21 protein-coding genes, 1 tRNA gene, 1 other RNA gene and 1 pseudogene are annotated in these 20,002 nt (G+C 61.2%); 9 read left to right on the plus strand and 15 right to left on the minus strand.

Features of this window, described 5'->3' with window-relative positions:
• Nucleotides 1-21: 21 nt before the first annotated feature.
• The 5 genes and pseudogenes from V5B44_RS07350 (at nucleotide 22) to V5B44_RS07370 (ending at nucleotide 4,087) form a co-directional block, all read left to right on the plus strand.
• The gene (locus V5B44_RS07350) at nucleotides 22-393 is read left to right on the plus strand and encodes a DUF2924 domain-containing protein (RefSeq protein ID WP_332358431.1); all 372 of its coding nucleotides are present in this window, start codon (nucleotides 22-24) and stop codon (nucleotides 391-393) included.
• Nucleotides 390-1,770: pseudogene (locus V5B44_RS07355) on the plus strand (recombinase family protein). The gene V5B44_RS07350 and the pseudogene V5B44_RS07355 overlap by 4 nt, the downstream one beginning before the upstream one ends.
• Nucleotides 1,770-2,132: a site-specific recombinase resolvase gene (locus V5B44_RS07360; protein ID WP_332358432.1), complete on the plus strand. Its 363-nt coding sequence runs from the start codon at nucleotides 1,770-1,772 to the stop codon at nucleotides 2,130-2,132. The pseudogene V5B44_RS07355 and the gene V5B44_RS07360 overlap by 1 nt, the downstream one beginning before the upstream one ends.
• A gap of 9 nt (nucleotides 2,133-2,141) precedes the next feature.
• Nucleotides 2,142-2,624 (plus strand): LacI family transcriptional regulator, encoded by a 483-nt coding sequence (locus tag V5B44_RS07365; RefSeq protein ID WP_332358433.1) that lies wholly within the window; start codon nucleotides 2,142-2,144, stop codon nucleotides 2,622-2,624.
• Nucleotides 2,625-3,421: 797 nt separating this feature from the next.
• The gene (locus V5B44_RS07370) at nucleotides 3,422-4,087 is read left to right on the plus strand and encodes a DUF2971 domain-containing protein (protein ID WP_332358434.1); all 666 of its coding nucleotides are present in this window, start codon (nucleotides 3,422-3,424) and stop codon (nucleotides 4,085-4,087) included.
• Nucleotides 4,088-4,543: 456 nt separating this feature from the next.
• Here V5B44_RS07370 and V5B44_RS07375 read toward each other — a convergent pair.
• The 10 genes from V5B44_RS07375 to ffs form a co-directional block, all read right to left on the minus strand.
• Nucleotides 4,544-4,619: transfer RNA gene (locus tag V5B44_RS07375), tRNA-Phe, on the minus strand.
• 57 nt (nucleotides 4,620-4,676) lie between these two features.
• Nucleotides 4,677-5,105, minus strand: a complete 429-nt coding sequence (locus V5B44_RS07380; RefSeq protein WP_332358435.1) for a ClpXP protease specificity-enhancing factor — start codon at nucleotides 5,103-5,105, stop codon at nucleotides 4,677-4,679.
• A 73-nt stretch (nucleotides 5,106-5,178) separates the two neighbouring features.
• Complete coding sequence (locus V5B44_RS07385; RefSeq protein ID WP_287633798.1) at nucleotides 5,179-5,775, minus strand: glutathione S-transferase N-terminal domain-containing protein; 597 nt, start codon at nucleotides 5,773-5,775, stop codon at nucleotides 5,179-5,181.
• Between the two features lie 102 nt (nucleotides 5,776-5,877).
• The gene (locus V5B44_RS07390; RefSeq protein WP_332358436.1) at nucleotides 5,878-6,588 is read right to left on the minus strand and encodes a cytochrome c1; all 711 of its coding nucleotides are present in this window, start codon (nucleotides 6,586-6,588) and stop codon (nucleotides 5,878-5,880) included.
• A gap of 13 nt (nucleotides 6,589-6,601) precedes the next feature.
• The gene (locus V5B44_RS07395) at nucleotides 6,602-7,921 is read right to left on the minus strand and encodes a cytochrome b (RefSeq protein WP_332358437.1); all 1,320 of its coding nucleotides are present in this window, start codon (nucleotides 7,919-7,921) and stop codon (nucleotides 6,602-6,604) included.
• A 3-nt stretch (nucleotides 7,922-7,924) separates the two neighbouring features.
• Nucleotides 7,925-8,521 carry a ubiquinol-cytochrome c reductase iron-sulfur subunit gene (petA, locus tag V5B44_RS07400; protein WP_332358438.1) on the minus strand — a complete coding sequence of 199 codons (597 nt, stop codon included), beginning with the start codon at nucleotides 8,519-8,521 and terminating at the stop codon, nucleotides 7,925-7,927.
• Between the two features lie 100 nt (nucleotides 8,522-8,621).
• A complete protein-coding gene (gene recR / locus V5B44_RS07405) occupies nucleotides 8,622-9,224 on the minus strand; it encodes a recombination mediator RecR (protein WP_332358439.1) in 603 nt (200 codons plus the stop codon).
• Entirely contained in the window at nucleotides 9,224-9,547 is a 324-nt protein-coding gene (locus tag V5B44_RS07410) for a YbaB/EbfC family nucleoid-associated protein (RefSeq protein ID WP_287633803.1), read from the minus strand. Before V5B44_RS07410 ends, recR begins: the two co-directional genes overlap by 1 nt.
• Nucleotides 9,548-9,575: 28 nt before the next feature.
• The gene (dnaX, locus tag V5B44_RS07415; RefSeq protein ID WP_332358440.1) at nucleotides 9,576-11,201 is read right to left on the minus strand and encodes a DNA polymerase III subunit gamma/tau; all 1,626 of its coding nucleotides are present in this window, start codon (nucleotides 11,199-11,201) and stop codon (nucleotides 9,576-9,578) included.
• A gap of 143 nt (nucleotides 11,202-11,344) precedes the next feature.
• Nucleotides 11,345-11,443: signal recognition particle sRNA small type (ffs, locus tag V5B44_RS07420), an RNA gene on the minus strand.
• A 198-nt stretch (nucleotides 11,444-11,641) separates the two neighbouring features.
• Between ffs and V5B44_RS07425 the strand changes: the two genes are divergently transcribed.
• The 3 genes from V5B44_RS07425 to ilvN all read left to right on the plus strand — a co-directional run bounded on the left by V5B44_RS07425 (nucleotide 11,642) and on the right by ilvN (nucleotide 14,653).
• Complete coding sequence (locus V5B44_RS07425) at nucleotides 11,642-12,280, plus strand: histidine phosphatase family protein (protein WP_332358441.1); 639 nt, start codon at nucleotides 11,642-11,644, stop codon at nucleotides 12,278-12,280.
• Between the two features lie 378 nt (nucleotides 12,281-12,658).
• A complete protein-coding gene (gene ilvB / locus V5B44_RS07430) occupies nucleotides 12,659-14,341 on the plus strand; it encodes an acetolactate synthase large subunit (RefSeq protein WP_332358442.1) in 1,683 nt (560 codons plus the stop codon).
• 3 nt (nucleotides 14,342-14,344) lie between these two features.
• The gene (ilvN, locus tag V5B44_RS07435) at nucleotides 14,345-14,653 is read left to right on the plus strand and encodes an acetolactate synthase small subunit (protein WP_332358443.1); all 309 of its coding nucleotides are present in this window, start codon (nucleotides 14,345-14,347) and stop codon (nucleotides 14,651-14,653) included.
• A gap of 53 nt (nucleotides 14,654-14,706) precedes the next feature.
• Here the strand turns inward: ilvN and bioC are convergent, their stop codons facing one another.
• Together bioC and bioB are read right to left on the minus strand one after the other, a co-directional pair.
• Nucleotides 14,707-15,594 (minus strand): malonyl-ACP O-methyltransferase BioC, encoded by an 888-nt coding sequence (gene bioC / locus V5B44_RS07440; RefSeq protein WP_332358572.1) that lies wholly within the window; start codon nucleotides 15,592-15,594, stop codon nucleotides 14,707-14,709.
• Between the two features lie 6 nt (nucleotides 15,595-15,600).
• Entirely contained in the window at nucleotides 15,601-16,590 is a 990-nt protein-coding gene (gene bioB, locus V5B44_RS07445; RefSeq protein WP_332358444.1) for a biotin synthase BioB, read from the minus strand.
• 123 nt (nucleotides 16,591-16,713) lie between these two features.
• On the opposite strand from bioB, the gene V5B44_RS07450 reads away from it, so the two are divergent.
• Nucleotides 16,714-17,367 carry a ComF family protein gene (locus V5B44_RS07450; protein WP_332358445.1) on the plus strand — a complete coding sequence of 218 codons (654 nt, stop codon included), beginning with the start codon at nucleotides 16,714-16,716 and terminating at the stop codon, nucleotides 17,365-17,367.
• Between the two features lie 50 nt (nucleotides 17,368-17,417).
• Here V5B44_RS07450 and V5B44_RS07455 read toward each other — a convergent pair whose 3' ends face one another.
• From V5B44_RS07455 to V5B44_RS07465, 3 genes are read right to left on the minus strand one after another with little or no spacing between them, the layout of a single operon-like run.
• Nucleotides 17,418-18,314: an adenylate/guanylate cyclase domain-containing protein gene (locus tag V5B44_RS07455; RefSeq protein WP_332358446.1), complete on the minus strand. Its 897-nt coding sequence runs from the start codon at nucleotides 18,312-18,314 to the stop codon at nucleotides 17,418-17,420.
• Nucleotides 18,311-19,117, minus strand: a complete 807-nt coding sequence (gene ttcA, locus V5B44_RS07460) for a tRNA 2-thiocytidine(32) synthetase TtcA (protein WP_332358447.1) — start codon at nucleotides 19,115-19,117, stop codon at nucleotides 18,311-18,313. The genes V5B44_RS07455 and ttcA overlap by 4 nt, the downstream gene beginning before the upstream one ends.
• A gap of 26 nt (nucleotides 19,118-19,143) precedes the next feature.
• Nucleotides 19,144-19,881 (minus strand): pteridine reductase, encoded by a 738-nt coding sequence (locus tag V5B44_RS07465; RefSeq protein ID WP_332358448.1) that lies wholly within the window; start codon nucleotides 19,879-19,881, stop codon nucleotides 19,144-19,146.
• Between the last annotated feature and the right edge of the window lie 121 nt (nucleotides 19,882-20,002).

Genomic DNA, 20,002 nt, shown 5'->3' on the forward strand with positions numbered 1-20,002 from the left:
CGATGCCGAACTCTGGCCAGTGTGGGATCGGTATTTTCCAGCGCCGCCCGGACTACCCCAACCGCGACGCACGTCGAGTCGCGCATCGCCTACAAGCTGCAGGAGGAAGCCTTCGGCGGCCTCGCGCCAGAGACAAGCAGCGACTGGAGGCCATCGGTGCGAAGCACTCCAAGATCAAGCTGCGCGCCAAGCCGCGTGACATCAATTTCGCGCCGGGCACGTGCTGCTGCGCGAATGGGGCGAGCGCGAGCACAGGGGACGGTCACCGCCGAGGGTCTGTTCGAGTACGAGGGCAGCACCTTCAAGAGCCTGACGGCCGTGGCCCGGCACATCACCGGCACGCACTGGGTGGGCCCCTGTTCTTCGGCCTGCGGCAAGGGAGGTGCGCAATGAGCGAGATCGCAGCTCCCAAGGCCCGCAAGCGCTGCGCCGTCTACTGCCGGGTGTCCACGGACGAACGCCTCGACCAGGAGTTCAACTCCATCGACGCGCAGAAGGAGGCAGGCCACGCCTACATCGCCAGCCAGCGCGCCGAGGGCTGGATTCCGGTCGCCGACGACTACGACGACCCCGGCTTCTCCGGCGGCAACATGGAGCGCCCGGCGCTCAAGCGCCTGATGGCCGACATCGAGCGCGGCCAGATCGACATCGTGGTGGTCTACAAGATCGACCGCCTGACGCGCAGCCTCGCCGACTTCTCCAAGATGGTCGAGGTGTTCGAGCGCCACGGCGTGTCCTTCGTGTCGGTCACGCAGCAGTTCAACACCACCACCTCGATGGGGCGGCTGATGCTCAACGTCCTGCTGTCCTTCGCGCAGTTCGAGCGCGAGGTCACCGGCGAGCGCATCCGCGACAAGATCGCGGCAGCCAAGCGCAAGGGCATGTGGATGGGCGGCGTGCCGCCCCTGGGCTACGACGTCGAGAACCGCCTGCTGGTCATCAACGAGGCCGAGGCGGCCGTGGTGCGGCGCATCTTCGAGGAGATGCTGACCATCGGCTCGCCGACCCAGATCGCCGCCAACCTGACTTGGAGGGCATCACCACCAAGGCGTGGACGACGCAGGAGGGCCAGACCCGTAGCGGCACACGCATCGACAAGAAGTACCTGCACAAGCTGCTGCGCAACCGCATCTACCTGGGCGAGTTGTCGCACAAGGGGAACTGGTACCCCGGCGCGCACCCAGCCGATCATCGACCGGGATCTGTGGGACAAGGTTCACGCGGTGCTGGCCAAGGACGGCCACACGCGGTCGGTGGAGACCAAGATCCGGTCGCGCACCGACGCCTTGCTGCGCGGCCTGCTGTACGCCCCATCGGGCGAGCGGATGTACCCGACCTACTCGCGCAAGAACGGGCGCAAGTACCACTACTACGTGTCCAAGTCGGAAAGCCGCTTTCGGCGCGCCGGGCAAGAGCTACGAGCGCCTGCCCGCGCCGGAGATCGAGGTGGCGGTGGTCGCCCAGATCCGCACGGTGCTGACCAGCCCGGAGTCCATCGCATCGGTGGTGCGCCACATCCAGCGCAACGGCGCTCAGATCGACGAAGCCAGTACGGTGATGGCGATGGGGCGGCTCAACGACGTGTGGGATCAGTTGTTCCCGGTCGAGCGCCACCGCATCGCCAACCTGATGATCGAACGGATCGACCTCGTCCACGTTGGTGAGGTGCAGGGCATCAAGGTGAAGTGGCGGGAGTTGGGTTGGGACAAGCTTATCGGTGAGTTCGCGCCGAGGGGCATTGGTGCGGAACTGCTGGAGGTCGAGGCCTGATGGACAACTCGCTGGAAACCTTCGTGCCCCTGCAGTTCAAGCGGAAGAAAGGGCAGTGGCTGGCCGACTCGGGGACGTCTGCCCACGACGTTCTCATCATCGAAGCCGTTGCTCGGGCACAGTACTGGCACTCCCTGCTCGACTCAGGGGCCTTCAAGGGGGTGGTCGAAATCGCTCGGGCCGAGGGACTGATGCCGACGACGGTTGGCAGATTGCTGCGATTGGCGCGGCTGGCCCCGGACATCGTCGAGCACCTGATGAAAGGGAGCCAGCCTCGGCAACTCACCCTGCGGTGGCTGATGCGTAACGACATCCCGGCACTCTGGCCCGAGCAGCGCCAGATGCTGGAACAGTTCAAGTAAGGAGGCGAGATGTCCAAAAAGCACTACGGCAAGCAGACAGGCCACCCTGTCACCCATGAGATCCCAACACCCGCCGGCGGCGTGCGACTGGAAACCTTTGTACCCTGGAGGCTGATCAAGCGCGGGGTGAAGCGGCAGATCCTCACGCCTCTGGATGCGCCGGAGGAGTTTCGGGTCGAGGCCGGGGTAGAGCAGCGGGAACGGGCAGCAGCGCAGCACACGCCTCTGATTCGGGCGTTGGGGCTGGCCCACTACTGGCAGCGTTTGCTGGACGAAGGCAAGTACCGGACGATCACCGAGATCGCTGCCATCGAGGGGCTCGACCGCGGGCAGGCCAGTCGGATCGCGCGGCTGGCGCAATTGGCCCCCGAGATCGTAGAGATCGGTTTGTCGGGGCAGGACGATGGACTGGTCTTGGAGACTCTGGTTCGGCGAGCGTTTCCTGCTGACTGGGAAGCGCAGCGAGTGAAGTTACTCGTGTCGCCTTCGTGACCGGATTCTGAACGCTGTGGTCAGAATGTCATGTGGAAATTGACTGTCTGCTGACCCATAGCGGTCATTGAACTTCACCAACTTCCGACGACCGGTACCGCCCCTACTCCGCACATTCGATTTGCATGGAGGCGACGCTTGCTTCGTTGGTGAGCCAACATCGCCACCACGCCTGATGGGAGCCCGTGCGCCCCCGCTCTGGGAGATGCAGGGCGCCACCATGGGCGAGGACGAAGCGCAGCCCTAACCGGTGCCGGACTACGAATTCGACCAGCGCATTGCCTGGTAGGTGCCAATGCGCAAGGGTCCAGACTGAAGCAAGACGAGTTGTCATCGCCCGTCTTGGGAGGGCTCGCGCCTGTGGTCATCCGCCTGGCCGGACCAGCCAGGCGGATGACCACAGGCACTAAGCGGGGCGGGGTTCGTATGACTCTTCACGGGTTCCCGGGCCCAAATGCGAGATTGACGGCCCTTGATGGAGGCTCATATACTCTTGATGGTGTCGTTGGATTTCCTATCCTTCAGTCCACTCCATTTCGCTCTCACCTCGGGCATCTCAACCTTTGACACACCAATCTGCCTGCGCCGGTGGGGCTGGAGTTGCTATCCTTCAGCAGATGGACACTACGTGCGTCTTTCCTGACCGTGCAGCAGACCTTCCGTCAGAGAATGCGTATCGGTACCTGCACTATCGTATCGAGGAATTGCGCCCCTTGCTAAGAACCGGGGAAATGCGATTCTCCGCCCCGCGGAGGTTTAATGATCCTTGGGATTGCAGACCCCTGTTCGATGCACAGTTGGGCGACGTTACAGCAAGAGTTGCAATCGTCATCCTCTGGATGGGGCTTTGTTCACAGCATGTGGATGAGGGAGATGCAGAAAAACAATCGGCTGTTCTCGCTAAGGCGTTCGAGATTGCCCGTGACCCATCACAGTTCGACGCTGTGGCCACGGAGTTATCGGACACCTGGCAGGAGCAACTGCGTCGTCGCTACCGCCTGCTTTGCCTTTCCGCGCTACCCGATGTTCCGTTGATGTGGAGCCACTACGCAAACGCGCATCGCGGCGTCTGTCTGGTCTTCGGCGCCAAGAACCCAGTAATTGGCTCGGCCTGGAGAGTGGAATATCGAGATCACTATCCTACCCTGCCCGAAACGCTCCACGAGAAGGATTTGGTGCCGCTCTCATTTCTCCAAAAGGCCAAATATTGGGGGTATGAGCATGAATATCGCGCAATCGCATGCGGCCAACCCAAAGACGATGCGGACTTTGTTCAATGCGACAAGCTTGGGTATGTGCATGGCGGCGCGCAGTTGGTGACGGGGATCATAATGGGCTGCAACATGCCCCCTGAAGATCGTTGGGAAATCGAACAGTTGCTAAACGAGACGCCGCGACAGATCGATTGTTTCCAGGCACGCCGAAGGCACAGTGATTGCGGGCTAGATATTGTGAAGTTGTAAGCGTCATGTGCAGTCCGCGTTCACCGGGGGGGTCGTGTGAGTGAGCACTTCCACTGCCTCGTCATCGAGGGTGAGTATGGCCTCACGATCCCGAGTATCCTTGACCGACACGCATCGGTCAATGCGAGGCATCTGGGACAACGACCTCGAACGAACAACCTGGGCACTTCAGCGCGATCGGCTCCCACATACCAAGCATCTTTCCAACTCTCGGTCGCCTGCGCCCGACCAATTCACAACCACAACCCATCGGCCGGAAACCCCCGCCAATGCTGACTTTGGCCTGGTGAACGCTCACCAGGCCAACAGAGAACAGAGAGGGAAATTCGGTGTAAGGGAGGCCCGAAACGAGGTCGGCGGCAGGGTGACGCTCACCAGCACGAAACGCGGAAGTCCGCCAACACTGGCGTTGCGGGCAAAAAAATCCCAGCGGATAAGGGCTGGGATTTTTGTAAATGGTGGCCAAGCGCGGAATTGAACCACGGACACGCGGATTTTCAGTCCGCTGCTCTACCAACTGAGCTACTTGGCCAACGAGGTCGAGAGTATATCGAATCGGTCCCGTGTCGTCAAAGAAAGAAAGGAACCATCACTTGACGCGCTGCAAGGAGGGGCGGCCCCTGGGTGGTGCTGGCTTGGGGGGCTCGGGCCCATCGTCCTGGCTGGCCTCGGAGGCGGGGCTCTCCGCTGCCGTGGAAGTCGCTTCGCTCTCCGGTTCGAAGGCCATGCCGGCCCCGTTTTCGCGCGCATAGATGGCCGACACATTGCCCATCGGGACCGAGATGTCGCGTGCGACACCACCGAAACGAGCCTGAAAACTGATGCTGTCGTTGTCCATGCTGAGATGGGCGGTGGCCTCGTAGCCGACGTTGAGGACGATCTGGCCGTCACGGACATGTTCGCGCGGTACGCGCGTGCGGGCATCGACAGCGACGGCGAGGTAGGGGGTGAAACCGTTGTCGCAGCACCATTGGTGAATGGCGCGAATCAGGTAGGGTTTGGTCGACGGCAGGTCCACGTTAACTCCCCTCAAGACGTCATGGCGCAGGGCATGGGCCCTGTCATCAACGAGTGACGGCCATGGCCGATATCTACTTGCGCATCGCCTTTTCTGAGGGCGTCAGCGCATCGATGAAGCCCTGGCGGCTGAAAATTCGCTCGCCATACTTCATCAAGGGTGCCGCCACTCTCGACAGCTCGATACCGTAGTGGTCGAGCCGCCAGAGTAGCGGGGCGATGGCGACATCGAGCATGGAAAACTCTTCGCCGAGCATGTGCTTCTGCTTGACGAATACAGGTGCCATTTCGGTCAGCCGGTCACGAATCTGTTGACGCGAGCGATCGGCCGCCTTGCTGTTCTTCTCGAGGGCTTCGATATAAGAGAAAACCTCACGTTCCATGGTGATCAGCAGCTGGCGCGCGCGCGCGCGCATGATCGGATCAGCCGGCATCAACTGCGGATGCGGGAAGCGTTCGTCGATATACTCGTTGATGATGTTCGGCTCGTAGAGAATGAGGTCACGTTCGACGAGTACCGGGACCCGGCCATAGGGGTTGATGATGGCGATGTCTTCAGGCTTGGCGAAGAGATCGACATCGATCACCTGGAAATCCATCCCTTTTTCGTAAAGCACGATACGGCAACGGTGGCTGAACGGGCAGGTAGTTCCCGAATAGAGATTCATCATGATCAATACCCTCAAAAACGAATCGGCATCGCGGCGGCTGCGGGCGCATTTCGCGCCCTCACCGGCGATGCCGCGGCTTGAAACCCGGCGTTTGTGCTGCGGCTACTTGATGTCTTTCCAGAACTGCTTCTTCATCGCGTAGGCGAAGCCAAAGAGAACAACGAGGAAAGCCAGAACGCCAAAACCGACCCGCTTGCGGAATCCGGCATCGGGCTCGGCGAGCCAGACCATGAACCCGACCAGGTCACCCACGACCTTGTCGTACTCGGCAGGCGAAAGCGCTCCCGGGACGGCCAGTTCCAGTTTGTGCTCGTTGTTGAGTACCTGCTGCCCCTGCAACTGCCACAAGACATGCGGCATGCCGACGTTGGCGAAAAGGGTGTTGTTCCAGCCAGTGGGGCGCTTTTCGTCGACGTAGAAGGAGCGCAGGTAAGTGTACAGCCAGTCGGCACCACTGCCGTCCGCCGACGCGCGTGCGCGCGCAACCAGCGACAGGTCGGGTGGCGCCGCCCCGAACCACACCTTCTGCTCCTCTGGACGAGCGGCAACCCGCATCGTCTCGCCAATCTTGTCCGCGGTAAACATCAGGTTTTCCTTGACCTGGTGCTCAGTGAGGCCAAGCTCGGTCAGGCGGTTGTAGCGGACGAAACTGGCGCCATGGCAATTGAGGCAATAGTTGACGAAGGTTCTGGCGCCGCTTTGCAGGGCAGCTTTGTCGTTCTGCACATCCGGTGCCTTGTCGAGATGAACAGCGGCGCCTGCGGCCAGGGCGACAGCCGGAGCAAAGAGCAATGCTGTAAGCAGTTTTTTCATTTTGTGCATTCCTTTACATCGTCACGCGATCAGGTTCCGGCTTGTACTTGTCGATTCTCGACCACCAGGGCATGGTCAAAAAGTAGAGGAAGTAGTACGCGCTCAGTACCTGCGCCACGGGTGCGCTCGGGATGACGCCGAAGAAGGCGTAAGACGGCGGCTGTGTGCCAAGGAAGCCAAGGAGGAAGAACGAGATCACGAACAGGGTCAGGAGGGTCTTGAAGATCGGGCCGCGATAACGGATCGATTTGACGGGGCTGCGGTCCAGCCAGGGCAGAAAGGCCAGAATCACGACTCCGGCACCCATCGCCACCACGCCCCAGAACTTGGCGTCGATTCCGAACAGCGGCCAGACCATGGCGCGCAGCAGGGAGTAGTAGGGCGTGAAGTACCAGACTGGCGCGATATGTGCCGGCGTCTTCAGCGGATCCGCTGGCAGGAAGTTGTTGTACTCGAGGAAATAGCCGCCGCCTTCGGGCGCGAAGAAGACGATGATCGAGAAGACCATCAGGAACACCACCACGCCGACGATGTCCTTTACGGAGTAGTACGGGTGGAAGGGGATGCCGTCCAGCGGATTGCCGTGGACGTCCTTGCGCTTCTTGATCTCGACGCCGTCCGGGTTGTTCGAGCCGACTTCGTGCAGCGCCAGGATGTGTGCGGCGACGAGGCCGAGCAGTACCAGCGGCACGGCGATGACGTGGAAGGCGAAGAAGCGGTTGAGCGTCGCGTCACCGACGACGAAGTCGCCACGAATCCAGATCGACAGCGGCTCACCGATCAGCGGAATCGCCGAGAACAGGTTGACGATCACCTGCGCGCCCCAGAAGGACATCTGTCCCCAGGGTAGCAGATAGCCCATGAAGGCTTCGGCCATCAGACAGAGGAAGATCAGCGTGCCGAAGATCCAGACCAGTTCCCGCGGCTGTCGATAGGAACCGTACAACATGCCCCGGAACATGTGCAGGTAAACGACGACGAAGAACGCCGAAGCGCCGGTTGAATGCATGTAGCGGATCAACCAGCCCCAGGGCACATCGCGCATGATGTACTCGACGCTGGCAAAGGCGACTGGAATGCCATTCGCGTTGAGCGAGGCATCGGGCTTGTAGTGCATGACGAGGAAGATGCCGGTGAGGATCTGGATGACCAGCACCAGCATCGCCAGGGATCCGAAGAAATACCAGAAGTTGAAGTTCTTCGGAGCATAGTACTCGGACAGGTGCCCGCGCCACATTGAAGTCGCCGGGAAGCGGGCATCAAACCACTCGAGCAGATTGCCCTGAAGGGTACCGTCAGACTTGTACTTTTCGAAATTGGTATTGGACGCCATTGCTTAAGCCCCCTTCTTGTCTTCGCCGATGAGAATACGCTTCTCGGACAGGTACATGTGCGGCGGCACCTCGAGGTTGTCCGGTGCCGGCTTGTTCTTGAAGACTCGGCCGGCGAAGTCGAAAGTGGACCCGTGGCATGGGCACAGGAACCCGCCCAACCAGTTGCTGTCCATGCCTTCGTCGGCCCCGGGCTTGAACTTGGCCGAGGGGGAACAGCCGAGATGGGTGCAGATGCCCACCGCGACCATGATCTCGGGCTTGATCGAGCGCACCTCATTCCTGCAATATTCAGGCTGCATGTTCTTCTCGGACTTCGGATCGGCCATCGAGTCATCGAGCTTGGGCAGGGTTTCCAGCATTTGCGGCGTGCGGCTGATGATCCATACCGGTTTGCCTCGCCACTCGACAGTCATCATCTGGCCGGGTTCGAGGGTGCCGATCTCGACCTCGACCGGCGCGCCGGCTGCCTTGGCCCGCTCGGACGGCAGCATGCTGGAGAGGAAAGGCACGAGCGCAGCTATCGCCCCCACCCCGCCGACCGCAGCAGTGGCGACGACCAATCGCCGCCTTCCGCAGTCCACTTTGCACTCATTGCTCATAGCGCTGATCCCTAGGACGTGATGAAAAGTTGGTACGAACTAAACCCGAGCATTATACGCCAATCTCAATACAGATAGAATCTGGAACCTCCCGAAACGCTTATACAGCAAGCGGTCGACGCTCACGCAGCGCCTGCGCCAGAGTTCCCGCATCGACGTATTCAAGTTCGCCGCCGACCGGTACGCCGCGCGCGATACGCGATACGGTGACGCCACGGCTTCGCAGCATTTCGGACAGGTAATGCGCGGTTGCTTCCCCTTCATTGGTGTAGTTGGTGGCGATGATTACCTCACGCACCACACCGTCACAGGCGCGAGCCAGCAGGCGCTCAAGGTGAAGCTCGCCTGGCCCGATGCCGTCGAGGGGCGACACCCGACCCATCAGCACGTAGTACAGGCCCGAGTAGGCATGGGTTTGCTCGAGCATGTTCATGTCGACCGGTGTCTCGACGACGCACAGCAGACTGGGGTCGCGCTTGGCCGACAGGCAGCGGGCGCAGATATCGGATTCGGTAAAGGTGTTACAGCGTTGACAATGGCGCAGGGCGGCGAGCGCGAGCCCCAGCGCGTCGGCCAGACGCTGGGCGCCTGGCCGATTGTGCTGCATCAGGTGGTAAGCCATCCGCTGGGCCGATTTTGGCCCAACCCCCGGCAGGCAGCGCAAAGCCTCGATCAATGCCTCGAGGCTTGACGGGGTGCTCATCAGAACGGCATCTTGAATCCAGCTGGCAGGTTAAGCCCTGCGGAAAAGCCGGCCATGCGTTCCTGGGACGCTTCCTCGGCTCGGCGCATGGCATCGTTCAGGGCGGCTGCGACCAGATCCTCGAGCATCTCCCTGTCGTCCATCACCGAAGGGTCGATGGTCACTCGGCGCACGCTGTGGGCGCAGGTCATCAGCACCTTGACCATGCCGGCACCCGATTGCCCCTCGACTTCGAGCTGTGCGAGCTGCTCCTGGGCCTTTTTCATGTTTTCCTGCATCTGCTGGGCCTGTTTCATCAGGCCGGCGATTCCGCCTTTCATCATCTTGCTTGCCTCGAACTGAACTAAAGAACTACACGGGTTTTATGGAAGATTCGACCAGGGTGGCGTCGAACATTTCGATGACTTCACGTACGAAGCCATCCTGTTCTACCGATGCGATGGCGCGATCCATACGCTCACGGCGGTCCCTCTGTGCAGCGGCGGCCGGTGTGTCTCCGGTGCCCGCTTCGAGCGCGATCGCGAGCTGCAGTGGCCTGGCAAAATGCTCGGCCAGTGCCTGCTGCAGCTTGTCCTGCGCGGGTTTCATCAGCAGGTGGCGATGCGTCGGGGACAGTCGCAGGACGATCCGTGCTCCGGCCAGATCACGCAACTCGCAGTGCTGCGCCAGCTCCCGTGCCATGCCGCTGATCTTGAGAGCAGCCAGAATGTCATTCCAATCGGTCGGCAGCGAGCCAATGTCGGCTTCGTCCGGCTCTACGCCTGCGGCACGCGCCGCTGGCTGAGCTGCGGCGGTCGCCGCAGGCGCCGGTGCCGCCTGGCCGGCAGAGGGTGCGGGCGCTGTCCGTCGCGTCGCAGTGGCTGGTGGCTCCCGCGACGCGGAATCGTCGTCCAGGGCCGGGCGGAAGGCGTACAGGCGCAGCAGCGTCATGATGAAGCCGGCTTGGTCGTCGGGTGCCAACGGCAGCTCATGGCGGCCATGCACGGCGATCTGGTAGGCCAGTTGAACGAATTCCGGATCGAGTCTGGAGGCCATGTCCAGCAGGCGTTCGCGCTCCGGCAGGTCGTCGGCGATCGCCTGTGGCGCGATCTGAGCGACCTGCAAACGAGTGAACAGGCTGGCCATTTCCTGGAGCGCAGTATCAAACGAAAGGCTGCGCGCTGCCATTTCATCGGCGACCTGCAGCATGGCTGCGGCATTACCGGCGAGCAGGGCGTCGGTGATCGAGAACAGGTGGTCAAGATCGACTGCGCCAAGCATTTCGCGTACCTGCGCCTCCTCGACCTTGCCCGACCCATGGGCGATTGCCTGGTCGAGCAGCGACAGGGCGTCGCGCATGCTTCCGGCCGCCGAGCGCGCCAGCAGATGCAACGCGCCAACCTCGGCGCTGATCGCCTCGACTTCGAGAATGTGCTTGAGATGATTGGCGATCAGCGGTTGCGTCATCTGCTTGAGATTGAACTGCAGGCAGCGCGACAGGACGGTGACCGGGATTTTCTGCGGATCGGTGGTCGCCAGGATGAACTTCACATGCTCCGGGGGTTCCTCGAGGGTCTTCAGCATGGCGTTGAAGGCCGAGTTCGAGAGCATATGTACCTCGTCGATGACGTAGACCTTGAAACGGCCGCGCGTTGGCGCGTAGACAGCATTCTCGAGAAGCTGTCGCATCTCGTCGACCTTGGTGTTGGTCGCTGCGTCAACCTCGAGCAGATCGACAAATCGTCCGGCGTCGATCTCCCGGCAGGCCGAGCAGATGCCGCAGGGAGTGGCGGTGACACCAGCCTCGCAGTTAAGCGCCTTGGCCAGAATACGTGCCAGGGTCGTCTTGCCAACCCCACGCGTGCCGGTGAACAGATAGGCATGGTGCAGGCGCTGTGCCGTCAAGGCATGCGTCAGTGCTCTGACAACGTGTTCCTGACCTACCAGGCTGGCAAACGTTCTCGGGCGCCACTTGCGCGCCAGGACTTGGTAACTCATGAGCGGATTCTAGCAGATGGCGCTACCTGCTTCCCGTGGTTTTGCACGGCTGATCACGGGGGCCAGGAGTGCGAGTGCGTCGACAGGCTGCGTCGGAGACAGGTTGGCCAAACGTGATCTGCCGCCGGGAACGTGCATGCGAAGGTGGCGAGCCTTACCCCCGGCACTCACATCAGACGGCTGTGGCTGCTTCCTTCCGGACCTGACCAGGTTCACCATCCTGCGATGCGGGGAGACCCGCCAGGAAGAATGCTATCACACCAACCATCGCCCCACCTCAGAAAAGAGGAGGAAGTCCTCGATACCGTCGGTGGCGCCGGGATGGCTTAAAATCCACGCTGCACTGACCTGCCACGAGGCTTCGGGTCTGTCTGCCATATTGGCGAGCGGGGGACGTCGCTGGCTCGCTATGGGTCCACTACGTCTATCGAACTGTAGCTATGGAAGCAACCCGAATTTGTCTTGTCCGGCATGGCGAAACAACCTGGAATGCCGAAAAGCGCATCCAGGGACAGATCGACATCGGACTGAATGCCGCTGGTCTGGTGCAGGCGCAGGCAGCGGCAAACTGGCTGGTTGGCCAACCGGTGACCGCCCTGTACAGCAGTGATCTGTTGCGGGCCAGGCAGACTGCCGAGCGTATCGCTGCCCGCCTGAATCTGTTGCCGAAATTCCGGCCGGCGTTCCGTGAGCGGCGCTACGGGTTTTTTGAAGGGCTGACCTACGACGAATCGCGAGCCAGATATCCAGCTGACTACCACTCGTTCGAGACGAGAGACCCGGAGTTCGTCATTCCCTTTGGCGGTGAGAGCCTGCAGCAATTGTCCGAGCGCGTCAGCGACGGGCTGAGCCAGTTGGTCGCCGAACATCGTGGGCAAATGATCGTTGTCGTGACCCACGGGGGGGTCCTCGACATTGTTAACCGTCTGGTCCGCGGCAATCCCCTGTCGACTCCGCGTGATTTCCTGATTCCGAACGCCGGGATCAATTGGGTGAGTGTCTGCGGGGGCTCATGGAGCCTGGATACCTGGGGTGGGACTTCACACCTGAGCATGTTCGGGCTTGATGAACTGCCATAGCAACGCGCCGAAGCAGTTGCTTTCCGTCAGCGCATCATGGGGCTTGCAATTCTCGCTCCTCTCGGTTCTAATCGTGGCTTGCCGGTTTTGACTTTGACTTGACGACGATGCCCTGCTCCTACGACCTTGATGCTCCTCGATTTGCTGTGGCGCAAGCTGCGGTCGTTGGTGCGGGTACTGCCTTGCTGGTCGCTGTAGTGTGCGCGGTAAGCGTAGGACCTGACGCGCCGTCGAGGGTCGAAAGAAGATAAGTCGAAACGCAGCAAACGACAGCAGATTCCAGAAACCCCCGCCGGTGCAAGCCGAGTGGGGGTTTTGCTTTTCTGGACCACCGCCTGGCGACGACGATGGCGGCAGTTCCACTTTTAGGAGACTCCCTTGTCCCAAAAAACCCCCGAAACCCTCACCGGAGCACAGATTGTTGTGCGCCTGCTCGAGCGGCAGGGCGTTCGCACGCTGGCCGGCATTCCCGGCGGCGCGATCCTGCCGATCTACGACGCCCTATCGAAGTCCACTCTGATCCATCATGTGCTGGCCCGGCACGAGCAGGGCGGCGGCTTCATGGCGCAGGGCATGGCGCGCGTCACCGGTGTGCCGGCGGTCTGCATGGCGTCCTCCGGTCCCGGCGCGACCAATCTGCTGACGGCGGTTGCCGATGCCAAGCTGGATTCGATCCCGTTGGTCGCGATCACCGGCCAGGTGCCGAGGGCGATGATCGGTACCGATGCCTTTCAGGAAGTAGACACCTACGGCCTGAGCATCCCGATTACCAAGCACAATTTCCTGGTCAGCTCGGCCGACCAGTTACTGGATATCGTGCCGCGTGCCTTCCGCATTGCCGCCTCGGGTCGGCCCGGCCCGGTGCTGGTTGACATTCCGAAGGACGTGCAAAACCAACTCGTCGAGGTCGACGAATGGCCCGAGCCGGGCTGTGCTGAGCTCATCCCGCCGCCGGATGTCGAACTGGTCGAGCGCGCCGCGGCGATGATCAATCAGGCAGTGAAGCCGATTCTCTACCTCGGTGGCGGTGTGGTGCATTCGGGCGCTTCAAAAGTTGCTGTGGGGCTGGCCGAAAAGGCTGGCCTGCCGACTGTCATGACCTTGATGGCACTCGGCGCGATGGCGGTCGATCACGATTTGTCGCTGGGAATGCTTGGCATGCATGGGGCGCGTTGTACCAACCTCGCGCTCGACGAATGTGATCTGCTGATCGCCGTCGGTGCCCGCTTCGACGACCGCGCGACCGGCAAGGTGGCGGGTTTCTGCCCTCAGGCGAAAATCATCCACATCGACATCGATCCGTCCGAACTCGACAAGATCAAGACTGCGCATGTTGGCATCGCCGGTGACGTGCAGACGGTGCTGGAGATGCTGCTGCCGAAGATCGAGTCGCCGCTGCGCGAGGCCTGGCTGGCGCGAGTAGCCAGTCTGAAGGCGGCGCAGCCGCTACGCATGCCGGGGGTCGATGATCCCCGCACGCCCTACGGACTGATCCGGGCGGTTGCTGATTGCCTGGACGATGAAGCGACGATCACCACCGACGTCGGTCAGCACCAGATGTGGGTCGCGCAGGCCTATCCGCTGCGGCGGCCAAGGCAGTGGCTGACTTCGGGCGGTCTCGGCACGATGGGTTTCGGTATGCCGGCGGCGATCGGCGCAGCGTTGGCCGAACCGGAGCGGACGGTGGTCTGCTTTACCGGTGACGGCAGCATTCTGATGAATGTCCAGGAACTGGTCACCGCTGCCGAGGAGAACGTCAATGTGAAGATAGTGCTGATGAACAACTCGTCGCTGGGGCTGGTGTTTCAGCAACAGACGATGTTCTACGGCGAGCGGATCTATGCCTCGAAATTCAAGGGCATGCCAGACTTCGTCCGGGTTGCCGAGGGCTTTGGTGTGCCTGCCATCGACCTCGATGCGGAGATTGATCCACGGGCTGCACTGGCCGCCGCGTTGTCGACCCGCGGCCCGATGCTGATCCACGTCAGCATTGCCATGCATGAGCAGGTGTTGCCGATGGTGCCGCCAGGTGCGGCGAACAAGGAAATGATCGGGGGCTGAACGATGAACTCGCTTACACGAACGGAAAACCAGGCGCTGGCGCGCACAGTGCTCGAGCTGGATGTCAATAATCACCCGGGCGTCATGTCGCACGTCGTTGGCCTGTTTTCACGCCGGGCGTACAACGTTGAAGGCATTCTGGTTATGCCGGTGGGTAGCGGTGAGACCAGTCGCATCTGGCTGCTGGTCAACGAAGACGAGCGCCTCGACCAGATGGTGAAGCAGGTCGAGAAACTTGAAGATGTGCTGGCGGTACGCCGGCACGGTGCCGAACATGAGGTCTTTGTGCGGCTCGAGGAGTTCTTTCTTTAAGCCGGTTCGAGGGTCGGGCACGGGGTAGGTCGGGCCCGTCCCTTGTGCCTTGCTCAGCGGCTGCGCTGCTTCGGATCGAAACGGACGATTGCCCGCCCATCGGCGGTCTTTGTCGGCCGTCCTCTCCATGCGTGTCCGTAAACGACTTCAATGGTGGCCGGCAAGCGACCTGCGCGCGCGAGCTGCTCATAGGCAGCGCGCGCCTCAGCCCAAGCGGAACGCCCCATCAAGCCATGCCGTCGAGCCCGCATCGCGCAGCCGGAGCCGCTCCGGCGCAGGTCGGCGAGCAGGTCGTCAAAGCTGGCGTAGGTCATGGTCAGGATCTCGGCATCCATTACCGGATCGGCAAAGCCACACCCGACAAGCATGTCGCCGTAGTCATGCATGTCGGTGAAGCGCTGGGTATGGACATAACCATCGGCAAAACTGGTCCGCAGTTCCTTGAGCGTGTCCGGTCCCAAAGTCGAGAACATCAGCAGCCCGTCGTGTTTGAGCAGCCGGTGCGCTTCACGGAAGGCCAGCAGCGGCTCGTCAAGCCAGTGCAGCATCAGGTTCGACCATAGCAGATCGATTGACTGGGAACTGAAGGGCAGGGCGGTCGCGTCAGCCGCCAGCAGCAGTGGCCGCTGGCCGCGGAGAAACGGCAGGACCCAGCGCAAGCGTGAGCGCTGTGCCTGGCCCGCACGCAGCATCGGGTCGCTGAGATCGACCCCGGTAAGGGTCGCCTTTGGGTAACGTTCCTGGAGAGCAGTGAGACTGGCGCCGGTGCCGCAACCGAGATCGAGCACGCGTTGCGGCTCGATGCGCACGTAGTCGAGTCGTTCGAGCATGCGACTGGCGACTTCGCGCTGCAGGACCGACACCTGATCATAGGTTGATGCCGCACGCGCGAAATTCCGTCGGACCTGGCGCTGATCAACGAACTGCGCCGGCGCCTTCATCAAGGTTCAGATTGGTCGCAGCCCGAGCTTGTCGAACAGCGCTTCGTCGCGGTCGGCTTCGGGGTTGCCGGTGGTCAGCAGTTTGTCACCGTAAAAGATCGAATTGGCGCCAGCGAGAAAGCATAGCGCCTGCAGTTCTTCAGACATTGCCTGCCGACCAGCCGACAGCCGCACGAAGCTTTGTGGCATGGTGATGCGTGCGGCAGCAATGGTGCGCACGAACTCGAAACTGTCTATGGGTGCAACATCGGCCAGGGGGGTACCTGGAATCGGTACCAGATTGTTGATTGGCACTGATTCCGGCGGCGGATTGAGGTTGGCGAGCTGAACGATCAGCGCGGCGCGGTTCCTGCGCGACTCTCCCATGCCGATGATTCCGCCGGAGCAGACCTTGATGCCAGCTTCGCGTACCTGGCCGAGGGTGTCGATGCGGTCAGCGTGCTTGTGCGTGGTGATCACCTGCCCATAGAAAGAGGCATCGGTATCGAGGTTGTGGTTGTAGTAGTCCAGCCCGGCTTCCTTGAGCTCGCTGGCTTGGCCATCCTTGAGCATTCCGAGGGTGACGCAGGTTTGCAGACCGAGTCCCTTGACAGCGCGAATCATTTCACTGACTTTCGCCAGGTCTTTGTCCTTGGGGCCACGCCAGGCTGCGCCCATGCAGAAGCGCGAGGCGCCCTTGTCCTTGGCTGCCTGGGCTGCAGCAAGCACTTCATCGAGCGGCAGCAGGGCTTCGCGCTCTGTTTCAGTGTTGTAGCGTGCAGCCTGCGAGCAATAGCCGCAATCTTCGGAACAGCCGCCGGTCTTGACGGAGAGCAGCGTTGAGCGTTGAATCTCGTTGGCGTCGAAGTTTTCGCGGTGCACCTGCTGCGCACGGAAGATCAGATCCATCAGGGGCAGTTGGTAGAGCGCTTCGACTTCGTTGACCGTCCAGCGGGCTGCGCGGGCTGGTTCGGTATCTTTGCGAGTGAGCGTGGTGGCTTGAGGAATTGCGTTCATGAGTTCTAAACCTAGGGGTTGGAGTGATTTGAGGCCCGATGCCATGGATTTTCTACGAGCACTCGCAGGTTGCCAATTCTAACGCAAACTGCCCGACTGGTCCGCAGGTCGTGCGCGCGGCTCTTGACCCAGGACTGCCTGCTGTGCCGGGCAGAAAGCGGTTCTGGTCTCCTCTGCGAGGCCTGTGAGCGCGACCTGCCGCAGCTGCCCGCGCCGCGCTGCCCAGCTTGCGCCCTGCCGACACCACAAGGCGAAGTCTGTGGTCGATGTCTCGCCAAGCCACCACACTACGATGCGACCTTCGCCGCCTTTTGTTATGGTTTTCCAATTGACAAGCTGGTTCAGTCGTTCAAGTATGGGCATCGTCTGGCTCTCGCAAGCTACTTTGGTCGACAACTTGCGCTACTGAGCGCAAGCGCCGAGGCGGACCTGATCATCCCCTTGCCCCTGCACCCGTTGCGTCTTCGGGAAAGAGGCTTCAACCAGGCCCTCGAACTGGCACGTCCGGTTGCCAGCGCGTGGCAGATGCCTATCGACTTTCGCAGTTGCAGTCGGGTCCGTCACACCGTTGCCCAGGCTGATCTGCCTTGGCGCGAACGAGAAAAGAACGTTCGTGGTGCCTTTCACTGCTCGTCAGATTTCACCGGCAAGCGATTGCTCCTGATTGACGACGTGATGACTACCGGTGCCTCGTTGGATGAACTGGCCCGTACCGTCAAGTTGCACGGCGCGGCGCAGGTCTCATTGCTGGTAATTGCTCGCGCCTTGCCGCCGTGAGGTACGGGGCGGGAAATCGGGGCAGTGCGGGCCGGGCTCCTGTCTCTTGCTCACAGATGCTCGAACTCGGCGATGTCTGCCGCCGGACTGCCCGCCGAGGCCGCAAATGAAATGACCCCGCTGCCGCGCAAGATAAACTGGTCATGCCTTAGAAACAGCTCCTGCTCGCCGTTGACGGTGACGAAGGTGCCATTGGTGCTGAGGTCGATGAGTACGAAGTGCCCCCCTCGTCGCTCAATCCGCGCGTGACTGCGTGAGGCGCGCCGATTGTGGACCGCGATCTCGCAGCCCGTATCACGGCCCATGACCACGCTCGTCCGGTGCTTGTCGAGCAGCTTCACAAAATGCCCGTAGCGGATGCAAAGCCGTAGTTCGCGCTCTCGGGTGGGTGCTGGCGATTCAACGACTACTCTGGGCGCTTCCATCTTCGGCTCTGGCCAGAGGATTTCGAAAACCTGCCTTTCCGCAGGCAGATCCTTGGTCAATGCGCTTTCCAGGGGGAGCGTCGACGACTGTAGATGGGACGACAATGAAGCCTGTGTTGTAGCGCTGGTCAAGATCTGCCCGGACTCGGCCAGTCCAGCCAACCACTCGGCGGTGTTGACACAGTCACCGAGGATCTCGCCGCTCTCCTCGATCACGGGGCCATGATGAAAACCGACACGGATTGCCAGTTGGATACCGGAAACCGGCGGCAGGTCAGCAGTACGCCGCTGCATGGCGATAGCTGCCTGACAAGCCTCATTGGCGTTATCAAAGAGCGCCGTCAGGTCATCTCTCCCTGTCCTGACGATGCGGCCGTGAAAGCCGTCGATACCACGCGCCATGCGCTTCATGCAACGGTCAACGGCGTGCAGCGCCTCAGTACCGCGGAGTTTGCCAAATAGTTGCGAACTCCCGGCAACTGCAGCAAACACCACCGACAGCATCTTTTCCTTGCTGCTCATGAGTTCTGCTCTCCGAGATCTGCACCAGGACGCAGACCCCTGAAGTCGAACAATGCATTGTCGGCCAGGTGTGAGGGAATGACCCTCTGTAGCGCAGAAAACACCACTTCAGTGCGTCCCGGGTAGCGCCTGTCCCAGTCAGCCATCATTTCTCGTACCTTCTGGCGCTGCAGATTGTCCTGCGAGCCGCAGAGATTGCACGGGATGATCGGGTACTCCATGCCACGTGCGAACCGCGCGATATCTATTTCATTGCAGTAGGCAAGCGGCCGGATGACGATGTGGGCGCCGTCGTCGGTGACCAGTTTGGGCGGCATCGCCTTGAGTTGACCGCCAAAAAAGAGATTGAGAAAGAGCGTATGGACAATGTCGTCGCGGTGGTGACCAAGGGCTATTTTGTTGGCGCCGACTTCCTTGGCCGTCCGATAGATGACGCCGCGACGCAGGCGGGAACAGAGAGAGCAGGTGGTCTTCCCCGGCGGGATCATGTTCTTGACGACCGAGTAGGTGTCTTGCTCGACGATGCGGTACTCGACCCCGATCTTCGCCAGATAGCCCGGTAGCACATCGGTAGGAAAGCCCGGCTGTTTCTGGTCCAGATTCATCGCTATCAGACGGAAATCGACCGGAGCGCGCTTGCACAAGGCGATCAGCACGGTCAGCAGGGTATAGGAATCCTTACCGCCGGAAATGCAAACCAGAACGGTGTCACCTTCCTCGATCATGTTGTAGTCGGCAATCGCCTTACCGGCACTGTTCTCCAGGCGCTTTCTCAGGCGCAGCAGGGTGTTCGACGGTTCCAACGGGGCCTCTCCAATGGCGCGATGCTTTACAGGTGTGCGGTGCGACCGCCATCGACATTGATCACCTGTCCGGTCACGTACGTTGCATCTTCAAGCAGGTAGTGTACCGCGCGGGCGATGTCCTGCGGACAGCCCGCACGTTCCAGCAAGGTATGCGCGACGATCTTTGTCCGGGCGGCGCGGTCAAAGACGTTGTCCTCCGGCCAAAGAATCGGCCCTGGGGCAACCGCGTTTACCCGTACCAGTGGTGCCAGTTCGATGGCCAGTGCACGCGTCAGGCCCAGCAGGCCTGCTTTCGCCGCACAGTACAGCGGATAGCCGCCGAGCGGTCGTTCGGCATGAATGTCGGTGATGTTGACCACCGCGCCGCGGGCGACGAGCAGGTGGGGCGCGGCCGCCTGGGTGAGAAACAGCGGTGCCTTGAGATTGCTGCCGATGAGGTTATCCCATGCAGCAAGGTCGATTTTACCCAAGGGCGTGGAGAAGAAGCTCGATGCGTTGTTAACCAGGGCATCCAGGCGACCAAAACGATCGATAGTGCGGCTCACGAGGCCTGCCAAGGTCTCGATTTCTAGCAGGTTGGCTTGTAGGCAGGCTGCCGAAGAGGGCCTGACAGAGTTCAGCTCGGCAACCAGAGTCTTGGCGGCGTCAGAGGCCTGATTATAATGCACCATGATATTGGCTCCCGTCGCATGCATCTCGCGTGCGATTGCACTGCCCAGTCGTCTGGCAGCGCCGGTTACCAAGATCGTTTTTCCGCTCATTTCCGAGTCTCGCATGGCAACAACAAGGATCTGATTTTAACGGATTATTGTCCTGGCTTCTGGAAAAACAGTCGTTTCCGCTGGCGCCGCTGTAAACTGTCACCATGCTAACGGGAGGAGA

It is taken from the genome of Candidatus Accumulibacter necessarius (genome assembly GCF_036625085.1).